We start from the raw sequence: 22,193 nt of genomic DNA on the forward strand, positions 1-22,193 counted from the left end.
CACTCCTGCGCAGCTAGGCGCGGTGTACCCCGGCCCGGCGACCGGGAGGCTGTCAAGACTGTAGACGAGTTCGCGCCAGACCAACAGCCCCCGCCACCTGGGGAATGCGAGGCCCCCTGCCGCCGATCGCTCGCCATAGACTACCCCAAGCTGTTCCTTCCCCTGCCATGCATTTACTTCGTCTGTCCTTGCTGTGCTTCGTGTCTGCGCTGACCAGCGCCAACGTACTTTCTGGCGACGGCACGGTGAAAGAGGCCCGCAGCCCCGCCCGCTGGACCAACTCCCTGGGCATGGTGTTCGTGCGCATCCCGGCGGGCAGTTTCTGGATGGGCAGTGCGGAACCGCCCGAGCGTCTGGCGCGCGACTATCCCCAGTTGGAGCCGCAGCGCTTTTCCAAGCTGGGCGACGAAGCCCCAGTGCACCGCGTGCGCATCACCCGCGCCTTCTGGCTGGGGCAGCACGAGGTGACGGTGGGGCAGTTCCGGCGCTTTATTGAGGCCTCGGGCCATGTGCCGCAGTCGGTGGCCGATGGCACCGGAGGCTATGGCTACAACCCTACCTACGACCCCGCCACCACCGCGCGTGGCGATGCTTTCGAGGGCCGCCTGCCGCGCTACTCCTGGCGCGACCCCGGCTTTGCCCAGACCGACGAGCACCCGGTGGTGAACGTGACCTGGCACGACTCGCAGGCACTGGCCGCCTGGCTCAGCCGCACCGAAGGCCACCGCTACCGCCTGCCCACCGAGGCCGAATGGGAGTACGCCTGCCGCGCAGGCACGCGCACCCGCTACCCCCATGGCGACGACCCGCAGACGCTGGTGCAGCACGCCAACCTGTTCGACCAGGACGCGGCCCCCTACTGGCCGCGCTGGAGCCAGCACGCCCTGACAGGCAGCGACGGGCACGCCTTCACCGCGCCGGTGGGCAGCCATGCACCCAACGCCTGGGGGGTGCAGGACATGCTGGGCAATGTGTGGGAATGGGTGTCTGACTGGCATGGCGACGATTACTACGCCCACTCCCCACGCAAGGACCCCCAAGGCCCGGCACAGGGCACGGTGCGCGTGCGCCGGGGCGGCTCCTGGCACACCTGGCCCTTCTATGCGCGCTGCAGCTTTCGCAACTGGAACGACCCGGACACGCGCTACACGCTGGTAGGCATCCGGCTGGTGCGCGAATGACGCCGCCGCCGGCCGACCCACTGTCAAGCCTTTGACACCCAGCGCACGCGCCAGGCGGCGACAATCGCCCCATGCCCTGGGATCTTTCGCAACCTTACACCCTTGACCTCACCCCGCAGACCGGTGACATCGATGGACTGAACCACACCAACAACGCCGTGTACGTGCAGTGGTGCGAACGCATCGGCTGGGCGCATTCCGAAGCGTTGGGCCTGAACCTGGCCGACTACCACCGGCTGGACCGCGCCATGGTCATCCGCCAGGCCCACTACGACTACCTGCTGCCCTCGCTGCTGGGCGAGCCGCTGGTGCTGGGCACCTGGATCACGGCCAGCGACGGCAAGCTCACCATGGAACGGCGCTTTCAGTTGGTGCGTGCCCGCGACAAGGCCACCATCCTGCGCGGCCACTGGCACCTGGTGTGCGTGGAGCTCTCCAGCGGCAGGCCCCGGCGCATGCCCGAAGCGTTTTGCCGCATCTACCTGGCGGCACTCACCGCACCCTGAGCGAGACCCCCTCATCACATCCACCCCATGCCAATGGGCAGTGGATCAGACCATGCACCCGCCCGTCGGAGCCGGAGGCTGTTTTTTCATGGGGTACCCTGCGGGCTTTGACAAGGAGGCCAGCATGCGTATATCCCCCCTCTGGACGGCCCTCGCTGCCACACTGCTTGCGGCGGGCTGTTCCACCCCGGCACCGGCCACCGGCCCCACGGGCGCACCGCGCGGCGACCTGTGCAATGCCCAAGCTGCCCAATCGTTTGTGGGCCAGAACAGCACCGCCAAGGTGGTGGAGGCGGCGCGCGTAAAGTCTGGCGCGCTGATGGCACGCATCCTGCGCCCAGGACAGATGGTGACCAAGGAGTTCGACGCCCAGCGCCTGAACCTGGAAGTGGATGCCAATGGCCGGATCGTGGCGGTGCGCTGCGGGTGATGTGGGACGCCCCCACAACGCGGAGGGGCGGCCCTTGCGCGGGGGCTCTGGCCTACGATGCGCCAGTTTTTGAGGCTGTGACCCCACAACCCGTTTTTTTCAGGGCGCTGTTTGCGGCTACAGGAACAGCTCCTGCAGGTCGCTCAAAAAGTCAAAGCCGCGGGGCGTGGGCTGGACGCGGCCCAGGTCGCGCAGGATCAGGCCCTTGCGTTCGGCCTCTTGCAGCGGGGCTTCGATGGCGGTGAGGGCCAGGCCGGTGCGCTCGACAAAGTCCTGCAGCGCAAAGCCGCTGCGCAGGCGCAGGGCGTTGAGCATGAACTCAAACGGCAGGTCGCCACGGCGCACCTCGTTGTCCTGCGCCAGGGCCTGGCCAGCGAGCGCCTGGTCCATGTAGCGCTGTGGATCGCGAAAGCGCACCTGGCGCACGATGCGGTGGGCAAAGCTGAGCTTGCTGTGCGCGCCCGCGCCAATGCCCAGGTAGTCGCCAAATTCCCAGTAGTTGGTGTTGTGCTGGCACTGGTGGCTGCTGCGTGCGTAGGCGGACACCTCGTAGCGCTCCAGCCCGGCCTGTGCGGTGTGCTCGGTGATGTGGTCGAGCATGGCGTAGGCCTCGTCGTCCGGCGGCACGGTGGGTGGATGCTTGGCGAACCAGGTGTTGGGCTCGATGGTCAGGTGGTACACCGACAGGTGCGGCGGCGCCAGGGCCAGCGCGGTGCGCAGGTCGGCGTCCAGCTCGGGCAGCGTCTGGCCGGGCAGCGCGTACATGAGGTCGAGGTTGAAGGTCTCGAAGGCCTGCTGCGCCTCCTCCACCGCCGCGATGGCCTGGGCACGGTCGTGCACGCGGCCCAGGGCCTGCAGGTGCGGGTCGTTGAAGCTCTGCACACCAATCGACAGACGGGTGACGCCCGCTGCGCGGAAGGCGCGGAAGCGGTCTTTCTCGAAGGTGCCGGGGTTGGCCTCCAGCGTCACTTCGCAGCCCGCCGCCAGCGGCAGGCGCGCGCGGATGTCGGCCAGCAGGCGGTCAATGGACGCGGGCGCAAACAGGCTGGGCGTGCCGCCACCAATGAAGACGCTGTGCACCTGGCGCCCCCACACCAGCGGCAGCGCGGCTTCCAGGTCGGCGCACAGGGCGTCCAGATAGCGCTGCTCGGGCAGGGCCTCGCCGCCCTGGTGGGCGTGCGAATTGAAATCGCAGTAAGGGCACTTGCGCAGGCACCAGGGGATGTGCACGTACAGCGACAGCGGCGGCAGGCTGCTGAGCTGCAACAGCCCTGGGCGCATGTAGTGCTGGATGTCGCGCTGCGGCGCGGGCTGCGCCTCGTCGGCGGCAGAAACAATGGGGATGCTCATGGCGATATCAAAACCATAGCTGCTTGCGCTTGTCTGTATTGGGTTTCATAATGAAAATTGCCTGGAACGCCCGAATGGAGAGCGCTGGCAGCTCACATTTTTGAAGCCTCCGGCAACCAGCGCTCGCGCATCAGCGCCAGCATCTGCTGCGCTGCGCGGCCGCGGTGGCTGTTCGCGTTCTTCACTTCAGGGGGCAGCTCGGCGAAGGTCTGGCCGAATTCGGGGATGAACATCACCGGGTCGAAGCCAAAGCCGTGGCTGCCGCGCCGCTCGGGCGCGATCTCGCCCACCACGCGGCCCACGGCGATCAGGGGCTCGGGGTCTTGCGGGCTGCGCACGGCCACCAGGGTGCTGACCATGGCGGCGCGGCGGTTCTGCTGGCCCTGCATCTGTTCCAGCAGGGCGCGCACGTTGTTGTCGTCGCCCTTCTCGTAGCCGAACTGGGTGGCGTAGTAGGCCGTGTCCACGCCCGGCAGGCCGCCAAAGGCGTCCACGCACAGGCCGGCGTCGTCGGCCAGGGCCGGCAGGCCGGTGTGTGCGCTGGCAAAGCGCGCCTTGGCCAGGGCGTTCTCGACGAAGGTGCGGTGCGGCTCCTCGGCCTCGCCCACGCCGAGGTCGGCCTGGCGCACCAGCTCCACGCCCAGGGGGGCCAGCATGGCCTGCAGTTCGGCGAGCTTGCCGCGGTTGTTCGATGCCAATACGATTTTCATTGTCAAATCGGTCTCCAGCGCCTATCCATCAAGCGCAAGTAGCTATTATTTTTGTAGCGCATGCTGCTGCATCTGCATGAGTTCGCCAATGCCTTTTTCGGCCAGCAGCAGGAGCTGGTCCATCTCGCGGCGCGTGAAGGCCACGCCCTCGGCCGTGCCCTGCACTTCCACGAAGTGTCCGGCACCGGTCATGACCACGTTCATGTCGGTGTCGCAGGCCACGTCTTCCACGTACTCCAGGTCGAGCACAGGCTGGCCCTGGACGATGCCCACCGAGATGGCGGCCACGGGTTCGCGGATGGGCGAGGTGGCGATCTTGCCGCTGGCGAGCAGCGTGTTCACCGCGTCCTGCGCGGCCACCCAGGCGCCGGTGATGGCGGCCGTGCGCGTGCCGCCGTCGGCCTGGATCACGTCGCAGTCGAGCACGATGCTGCGCTCGCCCAGCAGCTTGAGGTCGAACACGGCGCGCAGCGAGCGGCCGATGAGGCGCTGGATCTCCTGCGTGCGGCCGCTTTGCTTGCCGCGCGCGGCCTCGCGGTCGCTGCGGCTGTGCGTGGCGCGCGGCAGCATGCCGTATTCGGCCGTGACCCAGCCCTCGCCACTGCCGCGCTTGTGCGGCGGCACCTTCTCTTCCACCGAGGCGGTGCACAGCACCTTGGTGTTGCCGAACTCGATGAGCACCGAGCCCTCGGCATGCATGGTGTAGTGGCGGGTGATGCGCACGGGGCGCAGCTGGTCGGCGGCGCGGCCGCTGGTGCGAACGAAAGAAGTCATGTGGGAAACGTCAAAAAATGGCGCTACGTGCAGCGCCCAGGTTGCAAGCTATTCACCGCCTATTGCGCCGCGCGAGGCCCAGGCCAGCGACCGCCGCGCAAGGACCGCCAGCCTTCCCATGTACAGGCGCTGGCAGTGTTCCCCTCCCCGCAGCGCACAGCGCTGCGAGAGGACGGGGAAGGCGCGCAGCGACACAGGGGGAGGTTCACGCTTTCTTCGCGGCCGACGTGCGCCGGATGGCTTCGTTGATCTCGGCGATGGAGCGCTCGATGGCTTCGTCGTCCAGGTCATCGACCAGCGCGTCCAGCGGCCCGGCCTGGATGGTGGAGGCGAACACGTCGTCGCCAATGCTCTCGGTGGACACGCCCTGGGTGGACTCGAACGCGTCGGGCGTCTCCCACTCCATGGCCACCACGGTCACGTTGTCACTGCTGTCACCGGCCTTGCGCAAGGCCTGCTCGACCAGTTCCGGCACGGATTGGGACACCGAGTCGGCGCCCAGTTGGCGGGAGATGTCCTCATCGCTGAGCGTGCCCCACAGGCCGTCGGAGCACAGCAGCAGGCGGTCGCCCTGCTCCAGCAACACCGGGCCGGTCATGTCATAAATGGGTTTGGTGGGTGAACCCAGGCAGGTGAACAGCACGTTGCGGTTGATGCGCTCCAGCGCCACCGGCACGTTGCGCAGTTCCATGTACGAGTGGTCGCGCGTGCGCGTGAGCAACTGGCCCGAGCGCACCATGTACAGGCGCGAGTCGCCACAGTGAATCCAGTGGGCATTGCCCGCCTGCACCACGGCCACCACCAGTGTGGTGCGGGGCGAGTCGATCATGCCCTTGTCGCTGGCGTAGCGCAGGATCTGGTGGTGCGCGGCCAGGAGCGAGGCCGACAGAAACTCCTGCACGTCGGGCAATTGCGGCCGCGCCTGGCGCTGGAACATCGAGGCCACGGTCTGCAGCGCAATCTGCGCCGCGACCTCGCCCTCGGGGTGCCCCCCCATGCCGTCGGCCAGAACGAACAGACCGGACTCACGCGTGTAGCAGTAGCCCATGCGGTCTTCGTTCTTCTCGCGGCCGCCGCGGCGGCTGATCTGGAATACAGAGAATTTCATTTGGGCTTGGCCCCTACGGCCGCGGGGGCGGTTGCCTTCTGGACGGTTTTCTTGGTGTCGGTGACCAGGTTGTCAATCTGCAGTCGCATTTTTTCGGCCACCGTGAGCTTGGTGTAGCGGCGCTCACCCTCGCGGGCCAGCTCCTTCTGCAAGGCAAACACCGACTGCGGACGCGAGAGCGGATCGAGGGCCATGCACCACTCCACCACCTCGATCAGGTTGTCGGAATACACGCCGCGCAGCTTGGCAAGGGCCAGCGACAGGCGGTCCTTTTCCTGGCGCTGCGGCGCCTCGTTGGGCGGGTAGCCCTGCATGCAGGCATAAATACAGGCGCCCAGGGCGTAAATGTCGGTCCAGGGCCCCATGGAGGCGTCGCGCCGGTACATCTCGGGCGCGGCAAAGCCGGGGGTGTACATGGGGCGGATGAAGTTGCCCTCTTTGGACAACACCTCGCGCGCTGCGCCAAAGTCGATCATCACCGCCTTGTTGTCGTCGGTGATGAAGATATTGGCCGGCTTGATGTCCAGGTGCAGCATCTTGTGCTGGTGGACGATGCGCATGCCGCGCAGCACTTCGTCGAACAGGGAGCGGATGGTGGACTCACGGAAGACCTTCTGGCCCTTGAGGTCGCGCGCCGTGATGATGTAGTCCTGCAGGGTGGCGCCCTCCAGGTAGTTCATCACCATGTACACGGTTTCGTTCTCGCGGAAGAAGTTGAGCACGCTCACCACCGAGGCGTGCGAGATCTGCGCCAGCGCGCGGCCTTCTTCAAAGAAGCTCTTGAGCCCCAGGCGGTACAGCGAGAGCTTTTCGGGTTGGACCTTGGGCAGCAACTCCCCCGGCGCACGGGTGGCCAGGGAGGATGGAAGGTATTCCTTGATCGCCACCTGCTGGCCTTCGCTGTCTTCGGCCAGATAGACCACGCCGAAACCACCGGCAGACAACCGGCGAATCACGCGGTACCCACCAATGACGGTATCGGGCGGCAACGGGGCCGGTTTGATTTTTGACATATTCTGCGAAGAAGATTCAGGCATCCGGCAGAACCCGGATAATCACGGGAATCGCAAGCCACCATCAGAAGTCCGATGCCAGTTTACAGCATGACCGGATACGCCAGCGCACAGGCCGCTGGCGCCGCCACAGCCCCTGCCACCGAGGGTCGCGCGGCGTCCACACGCCGTCTGGGACTGGAGATCCGGTCGGTCAACAGCCGATTTCTGGACCTGGCTTTCCGCCTGCCCGACGAGCTGCGCGCCCTCGAACCTTCCCTGCGCAGCCTGCTGACCAGCCAGATCAAGCGCGGCAAGGTGGAAGTGCGCGCCACCCTGGAAAGCACCGACACCACCAGCGTGCCCGACCCTTCGCCACGCCTGTTGCAACGCCTGAACGCTGCGCAGGACACCATCCGTTCCTGGTTGCCCCAAGCCACACCCCTGTCGGTGGCCGACGTGCTGCGGCTGTCAGTGCACTCGGGGCCTGCGGAAGAAGACTGGAGCCCCACGGCCCTGGAACTGGCAGAGCAAGCCCTGGCGGCGTTGCTGGAGGCCCGCGCCCAGGAAGGCGCACGCCTGGCAACCATGCTCCAAGGCCACCTGGCACAGCTGCGCAGCCTGGCCCAGCAGGCAGTGCCGCTGGTGCCCAGACTCGTGGAACAACAGCGCCAACGCTTTCTAGAGCGCTGGAAAGAGGCCATGGGCCTGACCGAAGGCTCCAGTGCATCCCCCGAAGCGGCCCAGGAGCGCGCCCTGTCCGAGGCCACGGCCTTTGCCATCCGGATCGACGTGGCCGAGGAAGTCACCCGGCTGCAGTCCCACCTGGACGAAATCGAGCGCCTGCTGAAAAAAGGCGGCGACATCGGCAAACGCCTGGATTTCCTCATACAGGAGTTGCACCGCGAGGCCAACACCCTGGGCTCCAAATCGGCGGCGCTGGAACTCACCCGCATCAGTGTCGATATGAAAGTGCTGATCGAGCAGATGCGCGAGCAGGTTCAGAATTTAGAGTAGGGTTTCGAGGAGGTTCATGCCACCGCAAAACGACCTCTAAGTTGTTGATTTTTCAATGGAAACTTCTTTCATGGCGTAGCACAGCAATCCAGGCTAGCTCAAGCTTTGCGATGGGTTCATTGGTGGGTTCGAGGGCGAATCCACCCGTTCCGGGCGATCCCCGGAACAGGAACCCATCAAACACTGCTGGAGGCTGCGCCATGACTGGGTTTACACAAAATGTTTCAGATAGAACGCTGCGAGCTTGGCTGAATGCCGGGCCCGTGGACAGGATGATCGGTGGTGGACTGATCTTCTTTGCCAAGGAATCCTCCGCCCAACGGGGGCAAGCCTCCTGGATTCTGCGCTACCGCTTTGGCGGACGCCTACGCGAGAAGGTGCTGGGACGCTACCCAGACGTTTCCCTCAAAGACGCCAGAGAGCTTGCCCGGCGCGACCGATCGCAGATCCAGCAGGGCATCGACGTGGGCGCACAAAAGCGCTTGGAGAAGCTCAAGGCACTTGAGATGGAGGATGTCCAGGGCCTGGGGCATCTTTGGTATGAGCGGTACATCCTGAAGAACGTCAAGCATCCCCAGGTCGTGGAACGTGTGTTGCGGCGCCACATCTATCCCGTGATCGGCAAGCTCGCGATCAACGAGGTTCGGCCACACCACATCGATGGAGTGCTTACCAAGATCGTCGAAGCCGGCGCTCCCACTGTCGCCAACGACGCGATGCGCTACCTGTTCCGCATGTTCCACTTCGCTGCGAAACGAAAGTGGACCGAAGCAAATCCGGTTGCAGGATTCGACATCTCGGATGCTGGCGGAACGGAGACGCCACGTGAACGGTGGCTCAGCTACGAGGAACTCACGGCGCTGGCGCAAGACATGCGCGAAACGGCGAACTTTGGACGCATCAACGAGCTCTCTGTCTGGCTCCTGCTGGCGCTGTGCGTGCGCAAGATGGAACTGCTCTCCGCCAAATGCACGGACTTCGATCTTCGTAGCGGCGTCTGGAAACTGCAACGCAGCCAGACCAAGACCAGCGCGTACATCGAGATCCCGCTTCCTCGCCAAGTGATCGTCTGGCTCGAAGAAGTGATCCTATTCGCCTGCGGGAACCCGTACCTGTTCCCCGCGCGCCGCCTTATCCGCGTGAAGAATGGCCAACCTCGGCAAAACCGCTTCGGGCACATTAGTCCCGACACGCTCAACGTGGCGCTGAAGCGCCTTCCACGAAAGGACGTCGAGCACTTCACGGTGCATGACATGCGCCGGACAGCCAGGACACAACTGAGCGCACTCGGCGTGGACCCCTTCGTGGCCGAGCGCGCACTGAACCACAAGCTGCGGGGTACCCAGGGCATCTACGACCGGCACGACTACTTTCCGCAGCGCCGCCAGGCCTTGCATCAGTGGGCGGAAATGCTGGGGGCCATCAGTAGAGGCGATCCTGTCGACTTCACCGCCAGTCGGCGGCAGGGAACCTCGGGACAAAATGCCATCCCCCATCTGCCCGGCAAGCTCCCCCACTCCATCGTGGCCAGGCAGGCGGCCAATGAATGAACGGCACCGATAACGGGCACACAGTGCAGTCCAGGCCTGCCGAGCGAAACAATCGCACTCCGACCGCTGTGCGCAGTTGCGGCAGGCCTGCAGTGATGGGGCATAGGTTGGCGATTCACTTCTTTTGAGAACCGCCGAGCGCCGCCTGTCGATTTGCGCCCTAGCTGGAGCATCCAGCAGAACGACCGCAACGCCACCGGTGATCGGAGGAAACATGGTATGCGCCTCGGGATTGGCGCTGCATTGGAACGAGGCTTCTGCCGGCAGATCTCGGTGGCATTCAGGCGCACGATGCGAATTTCACCTCCGGTTACCGGGCGGCAACGTTTACCTTGTGCGCGATCTTCGACTCGAGTGCGCTGCGATCGGCAGCCACAAACGTCACACGACCCTCGCAGACCAGTTCAAGAGAATCATGGGCGCGCACATTGAATGTCACGCTTCGGGGTCCCAATCGTTCAACCCAACCCGAAAGACGAATCTCTGCGCCAGGAGGTATAGGTCCACGGTGTTCCAAGTGAATGCTGCGGCCCACGACAACCTCTCGTTCGTGGTCAACGTGCCGCTGCATTTCTTTGATGCAGATAGATTCGACGACGGCCACGAGATACCCCGTAGCGATGCACTCAATGAGCGTCTCAGCGTAACCACGCCCATGCGGCAACTGCGTGAACAGCGAGCGGGCGGTTTGATGAGACGGAACGACATAGACCTCGTCGAAGGAGATCTGGCTGATGCTCTCATGGTTCATGGATCGGGACGGCTCGCGCCAACGTGGATGATGACCAGAGCAATATCCCCGGCGATGCCCACACCAGTCCACGAGAAATCCTGTCCGAATTTCGAGCATTTCGCGATCAGGCCTTACCTGCGAACAGAAAGCCGGTCGCACTCCAACCGAAAGGCACATCCACTGCATGCCTTTGGCGAACGCGCATAAGTCGGCTCAATACGCCCCTCCAGGATCGCTTCGCGGCGACGCACAAGGGCGACGATTTCCTCGACTCCCAGCAATTTCACACTTTGCGAACTGCGTGTGTGCCTGCCCGTCGGGCTTGCGAAGCTCACGAAGGCTTGTGGCTCGACGACCTCCCCGGTCTGTGCCTCGATCACCAATTTCTGCACCGACAGTTGGATTCGGTCAGTTTCATGAACACGAGCTGCAAGACGCGTCTTGAGTTCGACCAGTACCAACATGCCATTGGCACGACGGTACACACGATCGACTCTGGCAACGAGGCGCAAGGGATGCCGCATGCGAAAGAGCCTCTCCATATAGACCAGTTCGGCACCGGCCAGCTCTCGCGGTCGGGAGGCCCGTTCGCCAGACCGATGGCGGCCCATCCATAGCAGCGCCAGCCACAGGACAAGCGCAACGAAACCGGCGAGCACATACATGGCAGACCAGGTCATGGCAGCCCCCTGTCGCTCATCGCCTTCGCACACCAGGCAACCACGATGCGCAGTACGCATCGCACCCCGATCACTATCCCAGGCGATCGCGCCATGATGCGGCAGCCCATTGGTGCCACCCGGTAGTACGTCGCAACCAGGGCTCTTCCCCAGCACTGGCGCAGGAGCACCGCATCGCGGTACGCGCGAAGTACCTGCGTCTCCGATGCATCCGGGCCAAACACGAAGGTCGCCACGAAGCACCGGCGATCCGCCGTCGCTGCCACGCCCTCTTCCCAATACCGCTGGTGGGCCACCTGCCCTCGGGCCATGGCCTTTCGCTGCTTCGGGGTAGCCCGCTCCCCATGGAGATGGGCCAGCTGCACTCGCTTCTCGCAGAAGCCCATCTCGGCCAAATCCTTCGCGGCCACCTCGCCCTGACGCCCCATTCCTTGTCTTGGCATATGCACCTCACTCAGCCAGGCTCGGCCCGAACACATCGTTGGTCACGCCCGCGGAAGCCAGCACCTCGCGGCCCGCCGATGCCAGCACAGGGCGAGGACCGTCGACGGCAAAGATTCCGTACTGCACCAGCAATCCGTCGTAGGCCAGCACGCGCAGCCGGTTGACCCGCTTGCCACCTTTCGGAAATCGCACCAGCTCGTCATACAGCCGCGGGTTGTCCGCACGCGCCAGCTCGAACACCAGCCGAACCGGCTTGGAATCCTGTTGTGTGTTTCCGTTCATGCGATCTCCCCTGCCCCGCGGTCGCGGCCGGGGGCTATCGCGCTGGCGGCATAGTTCTGCCCGGCGAGCTGGAATCCGCGGACGTTGGCGAACATCGGCTCCTTGACCTCGTGGATCCGGTGCTTCGGGAACGCCGCCTTCACGGCCTTCTTGAACAAGAAGGCACCACCGCCCACCAGAATGATGTTCTGCAGGCTCTCCGGCGTCTCGATCCACTGGCGCATCGTCGACACCGCCTGCTGCGCAACGCTCTCGGCCAGGGGCAAGTGCCGACCCATGTCGTAGGGTTTCTGGAAGATCACAGGCGACTTGCCGGAGCGCAAGGCCAGGTCGATGGCGTCGTAGTCGCGGTACGGCGAGCCGATATCCTTGGAGATCTCGGCTGCCAGCAGCCGCAGCACGTCCGACATGCCACGGTTGATCGAATGCGACTGTTTCTGCACCAGGCGCATGCCACGCGTGACCAGCCAGTCGAAGGTGCGAGAACCAGGGTCGATCACCAGGCTCTGCTCGGTTCCGATGGTTGCCATCTTCTTGTGCTCGGCCGCGTAGTGGACCAAGGCACCCTGCGGTTGGGCAACGGCCATCGCTTTGGCGACGGTGACGGTCTTCCCGCCGCCTATCTGATGTTCTCCTGCCATGGTCTTTTCCAGGGCCGATTTCTTCAGCGAGAAGAGCGCCACCGGCAACCCGACGATCAGCAGATCGATGTGGGACACCTTCATCATGCTGAGCGCGCCGCGCAGCAGGGCCATGTATTCCGGAGACTCGGTGTACTCGTCGTGCAGCTGTTTGGCACGGAAGGTGTCGGCCGCCAGGCCGACGTCGGGCCCGACCTCGTAGAACAGCGGCCCGACCGGGATGCAGACGGTTTTGCGCCGTTCGCTGGCCGGCCAGTGAGGCGTCTCTCCGCTGGACGGATAGGCGACGGACGGAAAGCTGGCGCAGCGGATTTCATTTCCCACGACGCCAGTGACGAATTTGGTGTTGCCGGACCCGACATCCACCGCTCGGACGATCAATTCCATGTGAGTGCTCCAAGTAAAGAACCATGTCGATCAGCATCGGCACGCCGATGCCTCCACGCCACGCGCAATCCGCCCGGAATGCCCCGCATTTCGGCATCAGGCTCTCTCTGCCGTCATCCGGGTGGAACGACAGCGACGATGCACTGACACCTGTCGCTGGCCTCTTCCTTCGAGACTTGCGCGTGTGTCACCACGGTCTCACTGCTTTGGCACTCGTCAACCCCGAACGCAAGCCACTGCTCCATTCAGCGGTGCTTGTCCCACACCCGCCTTGAGCGCCCCGTGTTGGACCAGAGGCAGGCGGTTCGCCTGTCAAGCCCGCATGCAGCCTCGCTCTGCCGCCCTGCGGGACACTAAATGGCCCCTATCAGGCCGTCGCGTCGGCGCAAGCGCCACCGGCAACCCAGGTTTCATGCCGTCGCATTGCCACGCCTGCATTGACCTGCAAGCCACTTTCGTCATCCACTACAGGTTCCCGAGGGCCAACCTTGGCCCGCTCCATCGCGGAGCAAAAGGCGTCGCAGTCGTTACCTGCCCTTCAAGCCCCGGTCCTGAACCGGGGTGGCCGTCGCCCCCGAGGCGACCGCCCCGAGGTTCTCTTTCGTAGTGCATGTGCCTATGACCTTCGCCAGCCCTGTGGCTGGGCGCTCCCAGAAGCGCGTCAAGGCCATCGATCTCCCGACCTGGCACCCGATGCCGGCTCCCGATCCCGCCATTACTGAGCACGCGTGTTTCACGCCGCAAGCGGTTGTGCTTGCCCCCGAAGGGGCTCCCCGCTTGTCCCCGCTCAAACGCTCGACACCGCCCTGGACTTTCGGTCAGGGGCGGACCCATGCGCGCGAATGGCGCTGCGAATTCCAGGATTGATCCACCAGATAGCGCGAGACCTGATCTCGGCGCCGATGCGACTGTTTGCCCTCGAGGCAGCAGTGCGTCACCAGCCTCCGCCGTTGCAGAAATGCATATGCGGAGCCGGATCACACGTTTTCATTTTTAAGACCGACCGAGCTGGCCCTGCACGCGCATGTGGCTGGCGCAACCCCTGGGTCGGTGGCGCATGTCGTGGTCGCGTGCGCCGCCGTGATGAATCGACCTCCCGCACCAGCGGCTGACGGAATCCGTCGCTGGTGCTGGCCTTACCGGATTCCTGCCAGTGCGCCGTTCGGGCGGCGTGCTGTCCCCTTTGATTTGGAGAACACCATGACGACCCCTTCCACTCAGTCAACCAATCCCATCAGCGCGAGGCGCATACCCGGCACAGATCGGCCACGGCGGCAAGCCTGGACAGACAAGACACCCCAGGAAATCCTTGCCCGGCTGCGGCCCGGCCATGCCGATCCCATGCGCGTGCTGGAGACACTGATCGAGCTGTTCAACACCCGGCACACGGCGCGCGAGAAAACCGTCTCGCACAAGACCCGCGCCGAGCGCGCCCGCTTCCTGCGGCGTTTCTTCCTCGACCTCAAGCTGAAAGCTGGCTTCCACACCGTGCCAGATCCGCGCAACCTGGGACAGAAGCATCTGCACGCAATGGTGCAGGTGTGGCAGCGCGAGCATCTGGCACCCGCGACGATCCAGACCTACCTGTCTTTTCTGCGCGGATTGGCATCCTGGATGAACAAGCCCGGCCTCGTGCTACTTCCGGCGCGCTATGGCTTGTGCCTGGAGGAATACCAGCGCCATGAGTACGCCCAGCACGACAAAAGCTGGAGCGCGCACGGCATCGATGTGGAAGCCATCCTCGCCCAGGTCACGCAGTACGACGCACGGATCGCGGCCTCGATGCGGCTGATGCACACGCTGGCGCTGCGGCGCAAGGAATCGGTGATGTTCCGCCCTTTTGAACACGTCGCGCCCTTCGAGGACACGGGCCTGCCTGCCGAGCGCCGCAAGGCGGATGAGTACGTGTGGATCAAGGGCAAGGGTGGGCGCGTGCGCTGGGTCGCGCTGGAAACGGAACAACAGCGGGCCTCGGTGGCACTGGCGCGCTCGCTGGTCACAAGCCGCGACGCCCACCTGGGCCACCCAGCGCTCGACCTGAAGCGCAATCTGCGCCGACTCGACTACGCCCTGGAGAAGTTCGGAATCACGAAACGCCTAGCGGGCACCACGGGGCATGGACTGCGCCATGGCAATGTGAACGATCTGTACGAGAGCATTGCGGGCGTGCCGTCGCCCGTGCGTGGAGGCGGAACCGTAGCCGCCGATGTGGACCATGCGGCACGACTGGCCGTGTCCGAGCGGGCCGGCCATTCGAGGGCCAGGGCTTCCGGCGCCTATATAGGAGCGGTACTGCCCAAGCAACCCACCGGCAACCGAGGCCCAATCTCCCCTCTTTGAAGAACCCGTGTCAGGCAACGCGCAAATCAGCCTCGGCTTTGCCGTTGGCAAGCGCTTCGACAAACCACTTGGGCTTGCGACCGAAGCCTGACCAAGTGTGGCCCGCATCGTCCTTGTACTTGACGCGACCAACTTCGGGCCTGAGTCTTTTGGCAGTACCGTATGCATTGCGCGAAAGGCCGTCCAATCCCAGGTCGGCGGCAGTGATGCCGTAGTAGGCTATCGCCTCTTTCATGCGGGCAATCACCCCTGCCTTCTCTGCAACGCGGGTTTCCTCCCGCTCCCTTTGCAGCTTGGCAATCTCTGCGTCGATTTCTAGAGCCGTCCGTTTGCGAACCATAGCAGTCTCTGGATATTGAGTGCGCGGAATTGCGCGGTCATGCGGCGCAAGGCATGGTGACCCAACCGCACTACAAGTCTATAGCAGTACGCATCCGGCTCGGTTTGGGAGTCCAATCGGCCAGCCAATCACAGCGCTGGCGATACGTCGAAGTCCTCGTCGGGATAGATCGCCGCGCCGCGCGGGCGTATTCCATCCGCTTCCACTTCGTCCTCGGACAGGCCGAAGCGCGACAACGCTGCGCAGCGCGCCAGTGCTTCGGTGGACTCGCCCACCTTTCCGATATGGACGGCCTCTCCGTCGCGCACAACGCGCACATTCCATTGCTGCATGCTCATTCGGCTTCTGCCTCCGTGAGAGTCCTGGATTCGGACTGGTTAGATTCACTGCCCGCATGGAAGAACCCGAAGCGCGCCCAGGTGCGAGGATCAACTTCGATGGGGCCTGCGCGCTTGGAGTCGAGATTGACCACCACCCCATGCTGCGCGAGCCGCCCCCTGGAAAACAGTTCGTAGAGCAGCTGCGCCGCGAAGCGCACCGCCACGTCGTTGACGAACAGCCCCTGGGATGCCAGCGACATGCGAACCGAGCAGGACGGCTGGTTGTCCTCGGGAGCCGTGTCGTCGAGCAGTTCAGGAAACAGTTCGGTCACGCACGGCAGCCGCGGCTCCGTTGCCCGCGGGTCCAATGCCCTCCCGCCTTCGGGCTGGCCGAGCACCACCTGCGCCATGGCTTCCGTGTTGCCCAGGTCGAGCCAGTAGCGGTAGCGGCTGGTGTCCCGCCAAGCGATGCGGTGCAGCGCACCCCGCGCCGAGCGGCTGTCCACGCAACTGATCAGCAAGTCCGTACCCGCCCAGTAGCGCTGGCCGTTCACATGCTCCTCATAGCGCATCGGGTGGGCGTCCCAGTCCAGGCCGTAGAACTGGTTCAGGCGGTGGATGGTGACCAACGCCTTGTGCCTGCCGATGTCGGCGGCGCTGTAGAGCTGCCGACCGACATTCGCTTCGCTGACACGGTCGGCGTCGAAGGCGGTGACGTGCAGGCCGCAGGGATGGCCCAGGGCGCGCATCGCAATGTCCAGGCGCGCGAGGCACGCCGCCATCTGCGCCCCGTTGCCGCCCACGCCGACCAGATGCACCGCAACGCGGCGTTCCAGCAACTTCGGATGAATCAGGTGTTCCACCAGCGCCTCCAATTCCATGTCCTGCCGTCAGTCTCTCGCGGGGAGGATGGCTTTCAAGCGCGGTGCCAGCGTCGCACCAAGCGCAGCACCCAGCCATCGCGGCCTGCACCGGGCTCCCCTACATCCGGCATGGATGCCAACGCCTGCGGCCCCTGCCACGGATGGTGCGGCAGCGATTTGTAGAGCCCGTTGATCACCAGCCGGAAGCACGCCACCGGCGCGGGCTGGTCCAGCAGCCCGAACACCCCGGCCACCTTGATGCCCTGGTCGTCCCGGTCATCGTCGGCCGACCAGAAGGCCGGGCCACGGCCATGCGTGTGCAAGTCCACCGCTACCGACTCGTCGCTGGCCATCGGCGGCCTGCGGTAGTCGATGCGCACGGGCGAGGCACGTTCGGCCTCGCAGATCGCCAAGCGCAGCCGCCCGGTGCTGCGCGAGTAAATCAGCACCCCGGCGGCCTCATCGGGCAGGTGCTGCCGCCCATAGGCCACGAATTCCTCGATCATCCTGATCGGCAGTTGCCCGAAGCTGAACCGCAGGGACTCCTGCACCTCCCCGTAGGGCAGGCGCATCGCAGGGGGCTCCAGCCCCAAGGCGGTGATGCTGTCGAGCCAGTCCAACCGGGTCTGCACGAACCAGCCGTTGCGGGCGACCACAATGCGCTGGCCGTTGGCCATGTCCGGCAGCGCGCCGAAGCGCGGCGCGGCCACAACGGGGCAGGCGGCGAGCAGGGCCTGGTCCCTGGGGTCTATCGTGTACGTCATGGGGCCTCCGGTTCGCCGAGCAGTTGGCCCAGCGTGGTCTTGGTATCGACCAGCACCCGTTCGGGAAAGCGCTTGAAGCGCTGGTTCAGCATGTCGCGCCAGAATGCATAGGAACCGCCCCGGTAGTTCAGCAGCTTGCCCGCCACGTTGGGGTGCGTGAAGTAGGAGTGGAAGAACGCATCGTTCCAGGCACCGATCTTCTCCACGGTCGTTCCCTCGGGCACCGGCACGTTGCCCTGGCAGATGTGGCCGTGGGCATTGACATTGAAGAACGGGGCCTGGAACAGCGGCGTGCCCAGCGTCGGGCGGCGGCTGCCCTTGACCGCCCACACCCGCCACGCTCGGCTGGAGGCCCCGAAAACCAGCCCCGGCAGCGGCACCGCCTCACCGCGCTCGCCACCGCCGAAGGATTCGGCATGGTCGGCGCCCACGCGGAACGCGATGTGCCTGCGCGCCGGTGGTGCCCACCACACCAGCACGTCGCCATGCACGTAAAGCACGGTCTCAGGCAGAAAGCCGCCGTGCGCGGCCCGCTGGAGCAAGGCCGAGGCCAGTTCCCGCGCCGCCTGGGCGGTCATGGCCCGTCCCGCGCCGATGACTGGCGCACCGTCCACGGTCAGAACCTCATGCACGGTGGCAAGCGCGCCACCCGAGCGTCCGTGGTACAGCAGCACGGCCTGATCCAGCGTCAGCACGTCGTCCGTGGGTGTGTGGATGGAAAATTCCGCTTCGCTCATCTTCGATGACCTCCTGCTGTCAGTGTCCAGCGGACAGCGCGTGGATCAAGCGGTCGATCAGTCCGATCGCCTCGAAGCGCTGGCCCATGCGGTGGAACCACGCCCCGAGCGCACCGGGGTCGCTCATCGGAATCTGCGCCTCGCCCATGCGGTCGCAGAACTCAGCCTGATGCGCCATCTGGAGCAGGTCGTCGTAGATGCGCGTGGTCACATCGCCCTCGTCCCAGGACAGCACCGCGCCGAAGCCGATGTACTCGCCGTCCATGTCGGGCAGGAACTCGTCGGTGATCGTCAGGCGCGACAGCGCCAGCGCATCGGCGGCGATCTGGCGCATCCGCGGGTCGGTGAGCGTCTTGGCCGCATGCCGCAGGTTGCACGGTTTCCACGCCTTCTTGCCCTTGGACCGCCGCTCGCCCTTGCGGGGCAGTGAGAGCCAGTTCCGCGCCCATTCGGGGTAGGAAGCATCCAGCTTGCCGCGCGTGACCATTTCCTCGCGCATGGCGTCGCGTTCGGCCTCGTCGCAGTCCTCGCACATCATGTCCAGGGCGGCTTCCTCGTCCATTTCGCCCTGCCAGTACACGTAGGACGCCACGTCGCAGGCGATGTCGGGGGTGAACAGCGGGTACACATGGCGGCTCTGTTCGCGCAGCACTTGCAGAACCGTGGCCCCCAGGTGCGGCATGGCGGCATTGAGCGCCTCCAGGCCCTCGCCCACGGCCCACTCGGCCTCGCGGTATTCGCACCAGTACAAGTCGAGTTGGGCGTAGGCGGTCTGCCGATCGCCGCGCATTGCCGGGCGGTGGCCATGCTCATCCAGTACGCTGACCGCGAAACGCGGCTCCAGGCACTGTAGCGGCCCGACCTGCCGCTTGACCCAGGCGTCGATGGCGCGCTCGCACGCCTGGAGCGGGTCGGACTCGCTCTCCGGCAAGTCCCCTTCACGCACCGCGCCCGCCTCGATCAGGAAGCGGCACAGCGCCGCGTTGGCCCGAGCCTGGGAATTCGATGCAACGGTCAGCGGCACCCCTGCGCCCAGGCCCGGCAACGCCAGGAACGGCGAACAGGGCAAGACGGTGAGCGCCTTCATGGCAATGGAACCAGCATGTCGCTGGTGGCGCTGGCCCGGTGGACAGAGGCGGCGTGGTGCTGCTCCTCCAGCATCCGATGCGCGAACTGGCTCCAGGCCGACGAACGGGTCTGCACGCTGCGACGCGACAAGGCGCGGGACAGCTTGCCCGTCGCACCCAGGTTACCGCGCTCCACGGCCTGCACACGCTCCAGCAGCGCCGCGAGGCGTGGGCCGGATGGTGCTGGCCGCACGGCGTCATGGGTGCCCGCGCCCTTGGTGCCCACGGCCTTGCGAAAAACAAAGTCCTGCCGCCCGTTGGCGACCTCGCCCGCCTCGACCTCGGCGCTTACGAGTTCGGGAAACTGGGCGCTGTACAGGTCGCGCACTTCGCGTGGCGCGAGGCCGGGCACGTCCGGCAGCAGGATGCCGTTGTAGGTGAAGGTACGCACGATGGGGGTGATTTCGATCGACATGGGGATGGTTCCTTGGGTTCGGATGCGGCCACCATGGCGATGGCCTTGCGGTCAGTCTCTCGCCGGACGCCTCCGGCGCAAGGGTGCTGCGGCGGGTCATCCGAACAGGTCGAAGGACTCGCCACTGCCCGCCGCCGCGCCAGCCGTTGCGGCCTGCGGCGCGGCTTCCCCGCCATCCGCCCCATCGTCATCGTCTTGCAGCGCCGGGCTGGCCGTGGTCGCAGCCGTGGATGCCGGGGCTGGCTTGGCAGCAGGCGGCTTGGGGGCTGCGGCTTTGGCCGTCGCATCGCTGGCCTTCTTGACCGATGCCGCCTTGGCCGCCTCGATCACTTCCTTGGTGGCCTCGGCCTGCTGCGCGAGGCTGCGCCGGACTTCGCGGTAGCCGCATAGCGCTTCAATGAAGCCTGTGTCGAACTCCTGCGGGGTCGCCGTCAGGCTCAGGGGCTGGGCCAGCGCGGGCTCGCCCGTGTCCTGCCTGGGCTTGGGAATCACGTTGACCGTCAGGCGGCCGGATTTCTCGTCGGCGCTCACCGTCATGGTGAGCGTGGCACTGCAAGCCAGCGCGAACAGTTCCTCGAACATCGTCATGTCATGCTCCTTGGTGGAATGGGGGGACATGGCCCCGTGGGGGGCCGTCCAGACCATGCTAGAACCGGCTCCCCCGCTGTCCAGGGGCCAATCCGGCATCAGGCCAGGGCCGGTTCTGGCTGCGGTTCGGCTGCGGTGTCGGTGGCCTCGGAGCCTTCCACTTCATCCGCTTCGCCGCTTCCGTCCTGCGCTTCATCGGCCAGGATCGGCTGGCGCGGATAGCACATCACGGCGGGCACGGTGCCTTGGTAGGCGAACCCCGGCACCTTGAGCAAGGCCGCGATGAACTCCTGCTTCTTGCCCGAGCGCGCCACCTTGAAGCCTGAGCCCATCGCCTTCTTCAACCCCACCTCGGCCGCGAGACTCTCCAGTTCGCTCATCGTGAACAGGTCGAGGAATGCCTTGTCCCACTGGAAGTACCGGCCTTCATCGACCTCGGCGTAGTTCAGGAGAAGTTCCAGGTCACTGGTGCTGACGCCGAAGGCAGAGGACGCGGTGGCGGCTTGCAGCAGTCGCTCCAGTTGTGCCTCGGGTGCGGCATCAGCGCGTTGCAGCCCGCCTCGCACACCGAAACCTGCGCGTCCGGGCTGGCCCGCGATCCGCTCGAAGGCGTTGCGGAACTGCGCCTCGCGCAGATCGGCACCGCGCCCGGCCAGCGCCAGGGCGATCAGCACGCGCTGGCTGCGCTGCGGTTGGGCCATCAGGGCCTTGGCCAGCCATTTGCGCCACTCCGACAGGCGGTGCGCCACCACGCGCTGCGGGGTCTGGTTCGCTGGTGCGACGGCTGCGGGTTTCGCAGCGCTCTTGTTCCTTTTGCCAGCCTTCGCACTCCCCTTGCCCGCTGCCTCGGCCACTGCCGCCTGCGCATCGCGCTGCGCCTTGCGCCACAGGGCGACCTTCTGGCTGTTGCACGCAGCATCGAAACAAAGCGACCGCGTGACCTCGCCGTAGCTGCCCGGCATCGCGGACACCGAACAGCCGAAGGACTGGCACCCCTGGCAGGAGGTGTACTGCGGGGCACCAACACCCAGGTCGCCCTCGGCGGTCAGCGGCAGCGGCGTGAAGCCATCGGACGCCTTCACGATGCGGATGACCGGGAACTCGTCGCGCAGCGCGTCGGCCCGGGCCTGGACTGCCTGCAAGGTCAGTTCCTCGAAATGGCTCGGGTGCTGGCAGTAGCCCTCGCCCAGGGATTCTGCGAACAGGCCCGCCTGCCGCGCCGAGTTGTGCGCGCAGCCGCCGCACTGCGCCGTGTCGAAGATCGCATCGGCCAGCCGACGCGCATAGCGGCCCAACTGCGCCTTGAGCACGGCCACCGGCACCTTCTGCGCCAGGATGCCCTCGAGCACGGTGTCCTGCTTGTCGGGGGGAATGCCCGAGAGCAGTTCGGCGTGGCCGAGCAGGATGGTGCGGCTGGTCAGCGCCTGCAGCACGGCAGGCGTACAGGCCAGCAGCGCCAGCCGCCGCTCCAGCACCTCGGGCGACCAGCCCATGAGGCGGGCGGTTTCCTCCTTGTCGCCGCGCTGGCGCAGGAGCTGGCGCTGGGCCGCATGGGCTTCCTCGGCGGGTGACATGTCCTCGCGGTGGTAGTTCTCGATCACCGACATGGCCTCGGCGGTCTCGTCGCTGGCGTCCTTGATGACCACGGGCATGTCGTAGCCGTCTCCGAATACGTTCCTGGCGGCACGCCAGCGGCGTTCGCCCGCGATGATTTCGTAGCGGTCGGTGCCCGGAATCGGTCTCACGACAATGGGTTCGAGCACGCCGACGGCGCGGATGCCCTCCTCCAGTTCGGCCATCTTGTCGGGATCGAAGTACGTGCGCGGGTTCCTGCCCTGGACGATCCTGCGGATCGGCAAGGTGGGCTGGCTCGGGTGGGGGGTATCGGTCACGGTGCCTCCTGTCTGCATCGGG

General features: G+C 65.6%; 25 protein-coding genes. 6 read left to right on the forward strand and 19 right to left on the reverse strand.

Annotation, left to right across the window (positions count from 1 at the left end):
• Nucleotides 1–290: 290 nt before the first annotated feature.
• The 3 genes from GWK50_RS12955 to GWK50_RS12965 all read left to right on the forward strand — a co-directional run bounded on the left by GWK50_RS12955 (nucleotide 291) and on the right by GWK50_RS12965 (nucleotide 2,117).
• Nucleotides 291–1,181 (forward strand): formylglycine-generating enzyme family protein, encoded by an 891-nt coding sequence (locus GWK50_RS12955; protein WP_242455480.1) that lies wholly within the window; start codon nucleotides 291–293, stop codon nucleotides 1,179–1,181.
• Nucleotides 1,182–1,252: 71 nt separating this feature from the next.
• The gene (locus tag GWK50_RS12960) at nucleotides 1,253–1,687 is read left to right on the forward strand and encodes a thioesterase family protein (RefSeq protein WP_162016898.1); all 435 of its coding nucleotides are present in this window, start codon (nucleotides 1,253–1,255) and stop codon (nucleotides 1,685–1,687) included.
• 124 nt (nucleotides 1,688–1,811) lie between these two features.
• On the forward strand, nucleotides 1,812–2,117 hold the full coding sequence (locus GWK50_RS12965; RefSeq protein WP_162016899.1) for an I78 family peptidase inhibitor: 306 nt from the start codon (nucleotides 1,812–1,814) through the stop codon (nucleotides 2,115–2,117).
• 117 nt (nucleotides 2,118–2,234) lie between these two features.
• Here GWK50_RS12965 and hemW read toward each other — a convergent pair whose 3' ends face one another.
• From hemW to GWK50_RS12990, 5 genes are all read right to left on the reverse strand, one after another.
• Complete coding sequence (hemW, locus tag GWK50_RS12970; RefSeq protein ID WP_162016900.1) at nucleotides 2,235–3,467, reverse strand: radical SAM family heme chaperone HemW; 1,233 nt, start codon at nucleotides 3,465–3,467, stop codon at nucleotides 2,235–2,237.
• 92 nt (nucleotides 3,468–3,559) lie between these two features.
• The gene (gene rdgB, locus GWK50_RS12975; protein WP_162016901.1) at nucleotides 3,560–4,177 is read right to left on the reverse strand and encodes an RdgB/HAM1 family non-canonical purine NTP pyrophosphatase; all 618 of its coding nucleotides are present in this window, start codon (nucleotides 4,175–4,177) and stop codon (nucleotides 3,560–3,562) included.
• 45 nt (nucleotides 4,178–4,222) lie between these two features.
• A complete protein-coding gene (rph, locus tag GWK50_RS12980; RefSeq protein ID WP_162016902.1) occupies nucleotides 4,223–4,951 on the reverse strand; it encodes a ribonuclease PH in 729 nt (242 codons plus the stop codon).
• A gap of 205 nt (nucleotides 4,952–5,156) precedes the next feature.
• The gene (locus GWK50_RS12985; RefSeq protein ID WP_162016903.1) at nucleotides 5,157–6,059 is read right to left on the reverse strand and encodes a PP2C family serine/threonine-protein phosphatase; all 903 of its coding nucleotides are present in this window, start codon (nucleotides 6,057–6,059) and stop codon (nucleotides 5,157–5,159) included.
• Entirely contained in the window at nucleotides 6,056–7,072 is a 1,017-nt protein-coding gene (locus GWK50_RS12990) for a serine/threonine-protein kinase (RefSeq protein ID WP_162016904.1), read from the reverse strand. The genes GWK50_RS12985 and GWK50_RS12990 overlap by 4 nt, the downstream gene beginning before the upstream one ends.
• A 75-nt stretch (nucleotides 7,073–7,147) precedes the next feature.
• Between GWK50_RS12990 and GWK50_RS12995 the strand changes: the two genes are divergently transcribed.
• Nucleotides 7,148–8,068: a YicC/YloC family endoribonuclease gene (locus GWK50_RS12995; RefSeq protein WP_162016905.1), complete on the forward strand. Its 921-nt coding sequence runs from the start codon at nucleotides 7,148–7,150 to the stop codon at nucleotides 8,066–8,068.
• Between the two features lie 200 nt (nucleotides 8,069–8,268).
• A complete protein-coding gene (locus GWK50_RS13000; protein ID WP_108500035.1) occupies nucleotides 8,269–9,618 on the forward strand; it encodes a site-specific integrase in 1,350 nt (449 codons plus the stop codon).
• Between the two features lie 310 nt (nucleotides 9,619–9,928).
• Here the strand turns inward: GWK50_RS13000 and GWK50_RS13005 are convergent, their stop codons facing one another.
• From GWK50_RS13005 to GWK50_RS13020, 5 genes are all read right to left on the reverse strand, one after another.
• On the reverse strand, nucleotides 9,929–10,369 hold the full coding sequence (locus tag GWK50_RS13005; protein WP_108500034.1) for a hotdog domain-containing protein: 441 nt from the start codon (nucleotides 10,367–10,369) through the stop codon (nucleotides 9,929–9,931).
• Nucleotides 10,370–10,482: 113 nt separating this feature from the next.
• Complete coding sequence (locus tag GWK50_RS13010; RefSeq protein WP_108500033.1) at nucleotides 10,483–11,031, reverse strand: PD-(D/E)XK nuclease family protein; 549 nt, start codon at nucleotides 11,029–11,031, stop codon at nucleotides 10,483–10,485.
• Nucleotides 11,028–11,474 (reverse strand): CFI-box-CTERM domain-containing protein, encoded by a 447-nt coding sequence (locus GWK50_RS19910; protein ID WP_108500032.1) that lies wholly within the window; start codon nucleotides 11,472–11,474, stop codon nucleotides 11,028–11,030. Before GWK50_RS19910 ends, GWK50_RS13010 begins: the two co-directional genes overlap by 4 nt.
• A gap of 7 nt (nucleotides 11,475–11,481) precedes the next feature.
• The gene (locus GWK50_RS13015) at nucleotides 11,482–11,757 is read right to left on the reverse strand and encodes a hypothetical protein (RefSeq protein WP_108500031.1); all 276 of its coding nucleotides are present in this window, start codon (nucleotides 11,755–11,757) and stop codon (nucleotides 11,482–11,484) included.
• A complete protein-coding gene (locus GWK50_RS13020; protein WP_108500030.1) occupies nucleotides 11,754–12,785 on the reverse strand; it encodes a PRTRC system protein D in 1,032 nt (343 codons plus the stop codon). The genes GWK50_RS13015 and GWK50_RS13020 overlap by 4 nt, the downstream gene beginning before the upstream one ends.
• A gap of 1,200 nt (nucleotides 12,786–13,985) precedes the next feature.
• On the opposite strand from GWK50_RS13020, the gene GWK50_RS13025 reads away from it, so the two are divergent.
• Nucleotides 13,986–15,125: a phage integrase N-terminal domain-containing protein gene (locus GWK50_RS13025; protein ID WP_108500028.1), complete on the forward strand. Its 1,140-nt coding sequence runs from the start codon at nucleotides 13,986–13,988 to the stop codon at nucleotides 15,123–15,125.
• A gap of 10 nt (nucleotides 15,126–15,135) precedes the next feature.
• Here the strand turns inward: GWK50_RS13025 and GWK50_RS13030 are convergent, their stop codons facing one another.
• The 9 genes from GWK50_RS13030 to GWK50_RS13070 all read right to left on the reverse strand — a co-directional run bounded on the left by GWK50_RS13030 (nucleotide 15,136) and on the right by GWK50_RS13070 (nucleotide 22,171).
• Entirely contained in the window at nucleotides 15,136–15,465 is a 330-nt protein-coding gene (locus tag GWK50_RS13030) for an H-NS histone family protein (RefSeq protein ID WP_108500027.1), read from the reverse strand.
• 128 nt (nucleotides 15,466–15,593) lie between these two features.
• Nucleotides 15,594–15,803: a hypothetical protein gene (locus GWK50_RS13035; RefSeq protein ID WP_108500026.1), complete on the reverse strand. Its 210-nt coding sequence runs from the start codon at nucleotides 15,801–15,803 to the stop codon at nucleotides 15,594–15,596.
• A complete protein-coding gene (locus tag GWK50_RS13040) occupies nucleotides 15,800–16,648 on the reverse strand; it encodes a PRTRC system ThiF family protein (protein ID WP_242455373.1) in 849 nt (282 codons plus the stop codon). Before GWK50_RS13040 ends, GWK50_RS13035 begins: the two co-directional genes overlap by 4 nt.
• A 53-nt stretch (nucleotides 16,649–16,701) precedes the next feature.
• Complete coding sequence (locus tag GWK50_RS13045) at nucleotides 16,702–17,412, reverse strand: PRTRC system protein A (RefSeq protein WP_108500025.1); 711 nt, start codon at nucleotides 17,410–17,412, stop codon at nucleotides 16,702–16,704.
• Nucleotides 17,409–18,149, reverse strand: a complete 741-nt coding sequence (locus tag GWK50_RS13050) for a PRTRC system protein B (RefSeq protein ID WP_108500024.1) — start codon at nucleotides 18,147–18,149, stop codon at nucleotides 17,409–17,411. The genes GWK50_RS13045 and GWK50_RS13050 overlap by 4 nt, the downstream gene beginning before the upstream one ends.
• A gap of 19 nt (nucleotides 18,150–18,168) precedes the next feature.
• Nucleotides 18,169–19,236 carry a PRTRC system protein F gene (locus GWK50_RS13055; RefSeq protein WP_233250755.1) on the reverse strand — a complete coding sequence of 356 codons (1,068 nt, stop codon included), beginning with the start codon at nucleotides 19,234–19,236 and terminating at the stop codon, nucleotides 18,169–18,171.
• Nucleotides 19,233–19,691 (reverse strand): PRTRC system protein C, encoded by a 459-nt coding sequence (locus tag GWK50_RS13060; protein ID WP_108500023.1) that lies wholly within the window; start codon nucleotides 19,689–19,691, stop codon nucleotides 19,233–19,235. The genes GWK50_RS13055 and GWK50_RS13060 overlap by 4 nt, the downstream gene beginning before the upstream one ends.
• Nucleotides 19,692–19,787: 96 nt before the next feature.
• Nucleotides 19,788–20,279, reverse strand: a complete 492-nt coding sequence (locus tag GWK50_RS13065; protein ID WP_108500022.1) for a PRTRC system protein E — start codon at nucleotides 20,277–20,279, stop codon at nucleotides 19,788–19,790.
• A gap of 98 nt (nucleotides 20,280–20,377) precedes the next feature.
• Nucleotides 20,378–22,171, reverse strand: coding sequence for a PRTRC system ParB family protein (locus GWK50_RS13070; protein ID WP_108500039.1), 1,794 nt, complete (start codon nucleotides 22,169–22,171; stop codon nucleotides 20,378–20,380).
• Between the last annotated feature and the right edge of the window lie 22 nt (nucleotides 22,172–22,193).

It is taken from the genome of Acidovorax sp. 210-6, from assembly GCF_010020825.1.
In the GTDB taxonomy this organism is placed as follows: Bacteria; Pseudomonadota; Gammaproteobacteria; order Burkholderiales; family Burkholderiaceae_C; genus Simplicispira; species Simplicispira sedimenti.

Coding starts and splice junctions, on each gene's coding strand:
- GWK50_RS13020 (WP_108500030.1), bottom strand. CDS start 12,785: ATGGAATTGATCGTCCGAGCGGTGGATGTCGGGTCCGGCAACACCAAA.
- GWK50_RS12985 (WP_162016903.1), bottom strand. CDS start 6,059: ATGAAATTCTCTGTATTCCAGATCAGCCGCCGCGGCGGCCGCGAGAAG.
- hemW (WP_162016900.1), bottom strand. CDS start 3,467: ATGAGCATCCCCATTGTTTCTGCCGCCGACGAGGCGCAGCCCGCGCCG.
- GWK50_RS12955 (WP_242455480.1), top strand. CDS start 291: ATGGTGTTCGTGCGCATCCCGGCGGGCAGTTTCTGGATGGGCAGTGCG.
- GWK50_RS13060 (WP_108500023.1), bottom strand. CDS start 19,691: ATGTCGATCGAAATCACCCCCATCGTGCGTACCTTCACCTACAACGGC.
- GWK50_RS12965 (WP_162016899.1), top strand. CDS start 1,812: ATGCGTATATCCCCCCTCTGGACGGCCCTCGCTGCCACACTGCTTGCG.
- GWK50_RS13045 (WP_108500025.1), bottom strand. CDS start 17,412: ATGACGTACACGATAGACCCCAGGGACCAGGCCCTGCTCGCCGCCTGC.
- GWK50_RS13035 (WP_108500026.1), bottom strand. CDS start 15,803: ATGAGCATGCAGCAATGGAATGTGCGCGTTGTGCGCGACGGAGAGGCC.
- GWK50_RS13025 (WP_108500028.1), top strand. CDS start 13,986: ATGACGACCCCTTCCACTCAGTCAACCAATCCCATCAGCGCGAGGCGC.
- GWK50_RS12990 (WP_162016904.1), bottom strand. CDS start 7,072: ATGTCAAAAATCAAACCGGCCCCGTTGCCGCCCGATACCGTCATTGGT.
- GWK50_RS13005 (WP_108500034.1), bottom strand. CDS start 10,369: ATGAACCATGAGAGCATCAGCCAGATCTCCTTCGACGAGGTCTATGTC.
- GWK50_RS13030 (WP_108500027.1), bottom strand. CDS start 15,465: ATGGTTCGCAAACGGACGGCTCTAGAAATCGACGCAGAGATTGCCAAG.
- GWK50_RS13065 (WP_108500022.1), bottom strand. CDS start 20,279: ATGACGATGTTCGAGGAACTGTTCGCGCTGGCTTGCAGTGCCACGCTC.
- GWK50_RS19910 (WP_108500032.1), bottom strand. CDS start 11,474: ATGCCAAGACAAGGAATGGGGCGTCAGGGCGAGGTGGCCGCGAAGGAT.
- GWK50_RS13015 (WP_108500031.1), bottom strand. CDS start 11,757: ATGAACGGAAACACACAACAGGATTCCAAGCCGGTTCGGCTGGTGTTC.
- rdgB (WP_162016901.1), bottom strand. CDS start 4,177: ATGAAAATCGTATTGGCATCGAACAACCGCGGCAAGCTCGCCGAACTG.
- GWK50_RS13055 (WP_233250755.1), bottom strand. CDS start 19,236: ATGAAGGCGCTCACCGTCTTGCCCTGTTCGCCGTTCCTGGCGTTGCCG.
- GWK50_RS13050 (WP_108500024.1), bottom strand. CDS start 18,149: ATGAGCGAAGCGGAATTTTCCATCCACACACCCACGGACGACGTGCTG.
- rph (WP_162016902.1), bottom strand. CDS start 4,951: ATGACTTCTTTCGTTCGCACCAGCGGCCGCGCCGCCGACCAGCTGCGC.
- GWK50_RS12995 (WP_162016905.1), top strand. CDS start 7,148: ATGCCAGTTTACAGCATGACCGGATACGCCAGCGCACAGGCCGCTGGC.
- GWK50_RS12960 (WP_162016898.1), top strand. CDS start 1,253: ATGCCCTGGGATCTTTCGCAACCTTACACCCTTGACCTCACCCCGCAG.
- GWK50_RS13000 (WP_108500035.1), top strand. CDS start 8,269: ATGACTGGGTTTACACAAAATGTTTCAGATAGAACGCTGCGAGCTTGG.
- GWK50_RS13010 (WP_108500033.1), bottom strand. CDS start 11,031: ATGACCTGGTCTGCCATGTATGTGCTCGCCGGTTTCGTTGCGCTTGTC.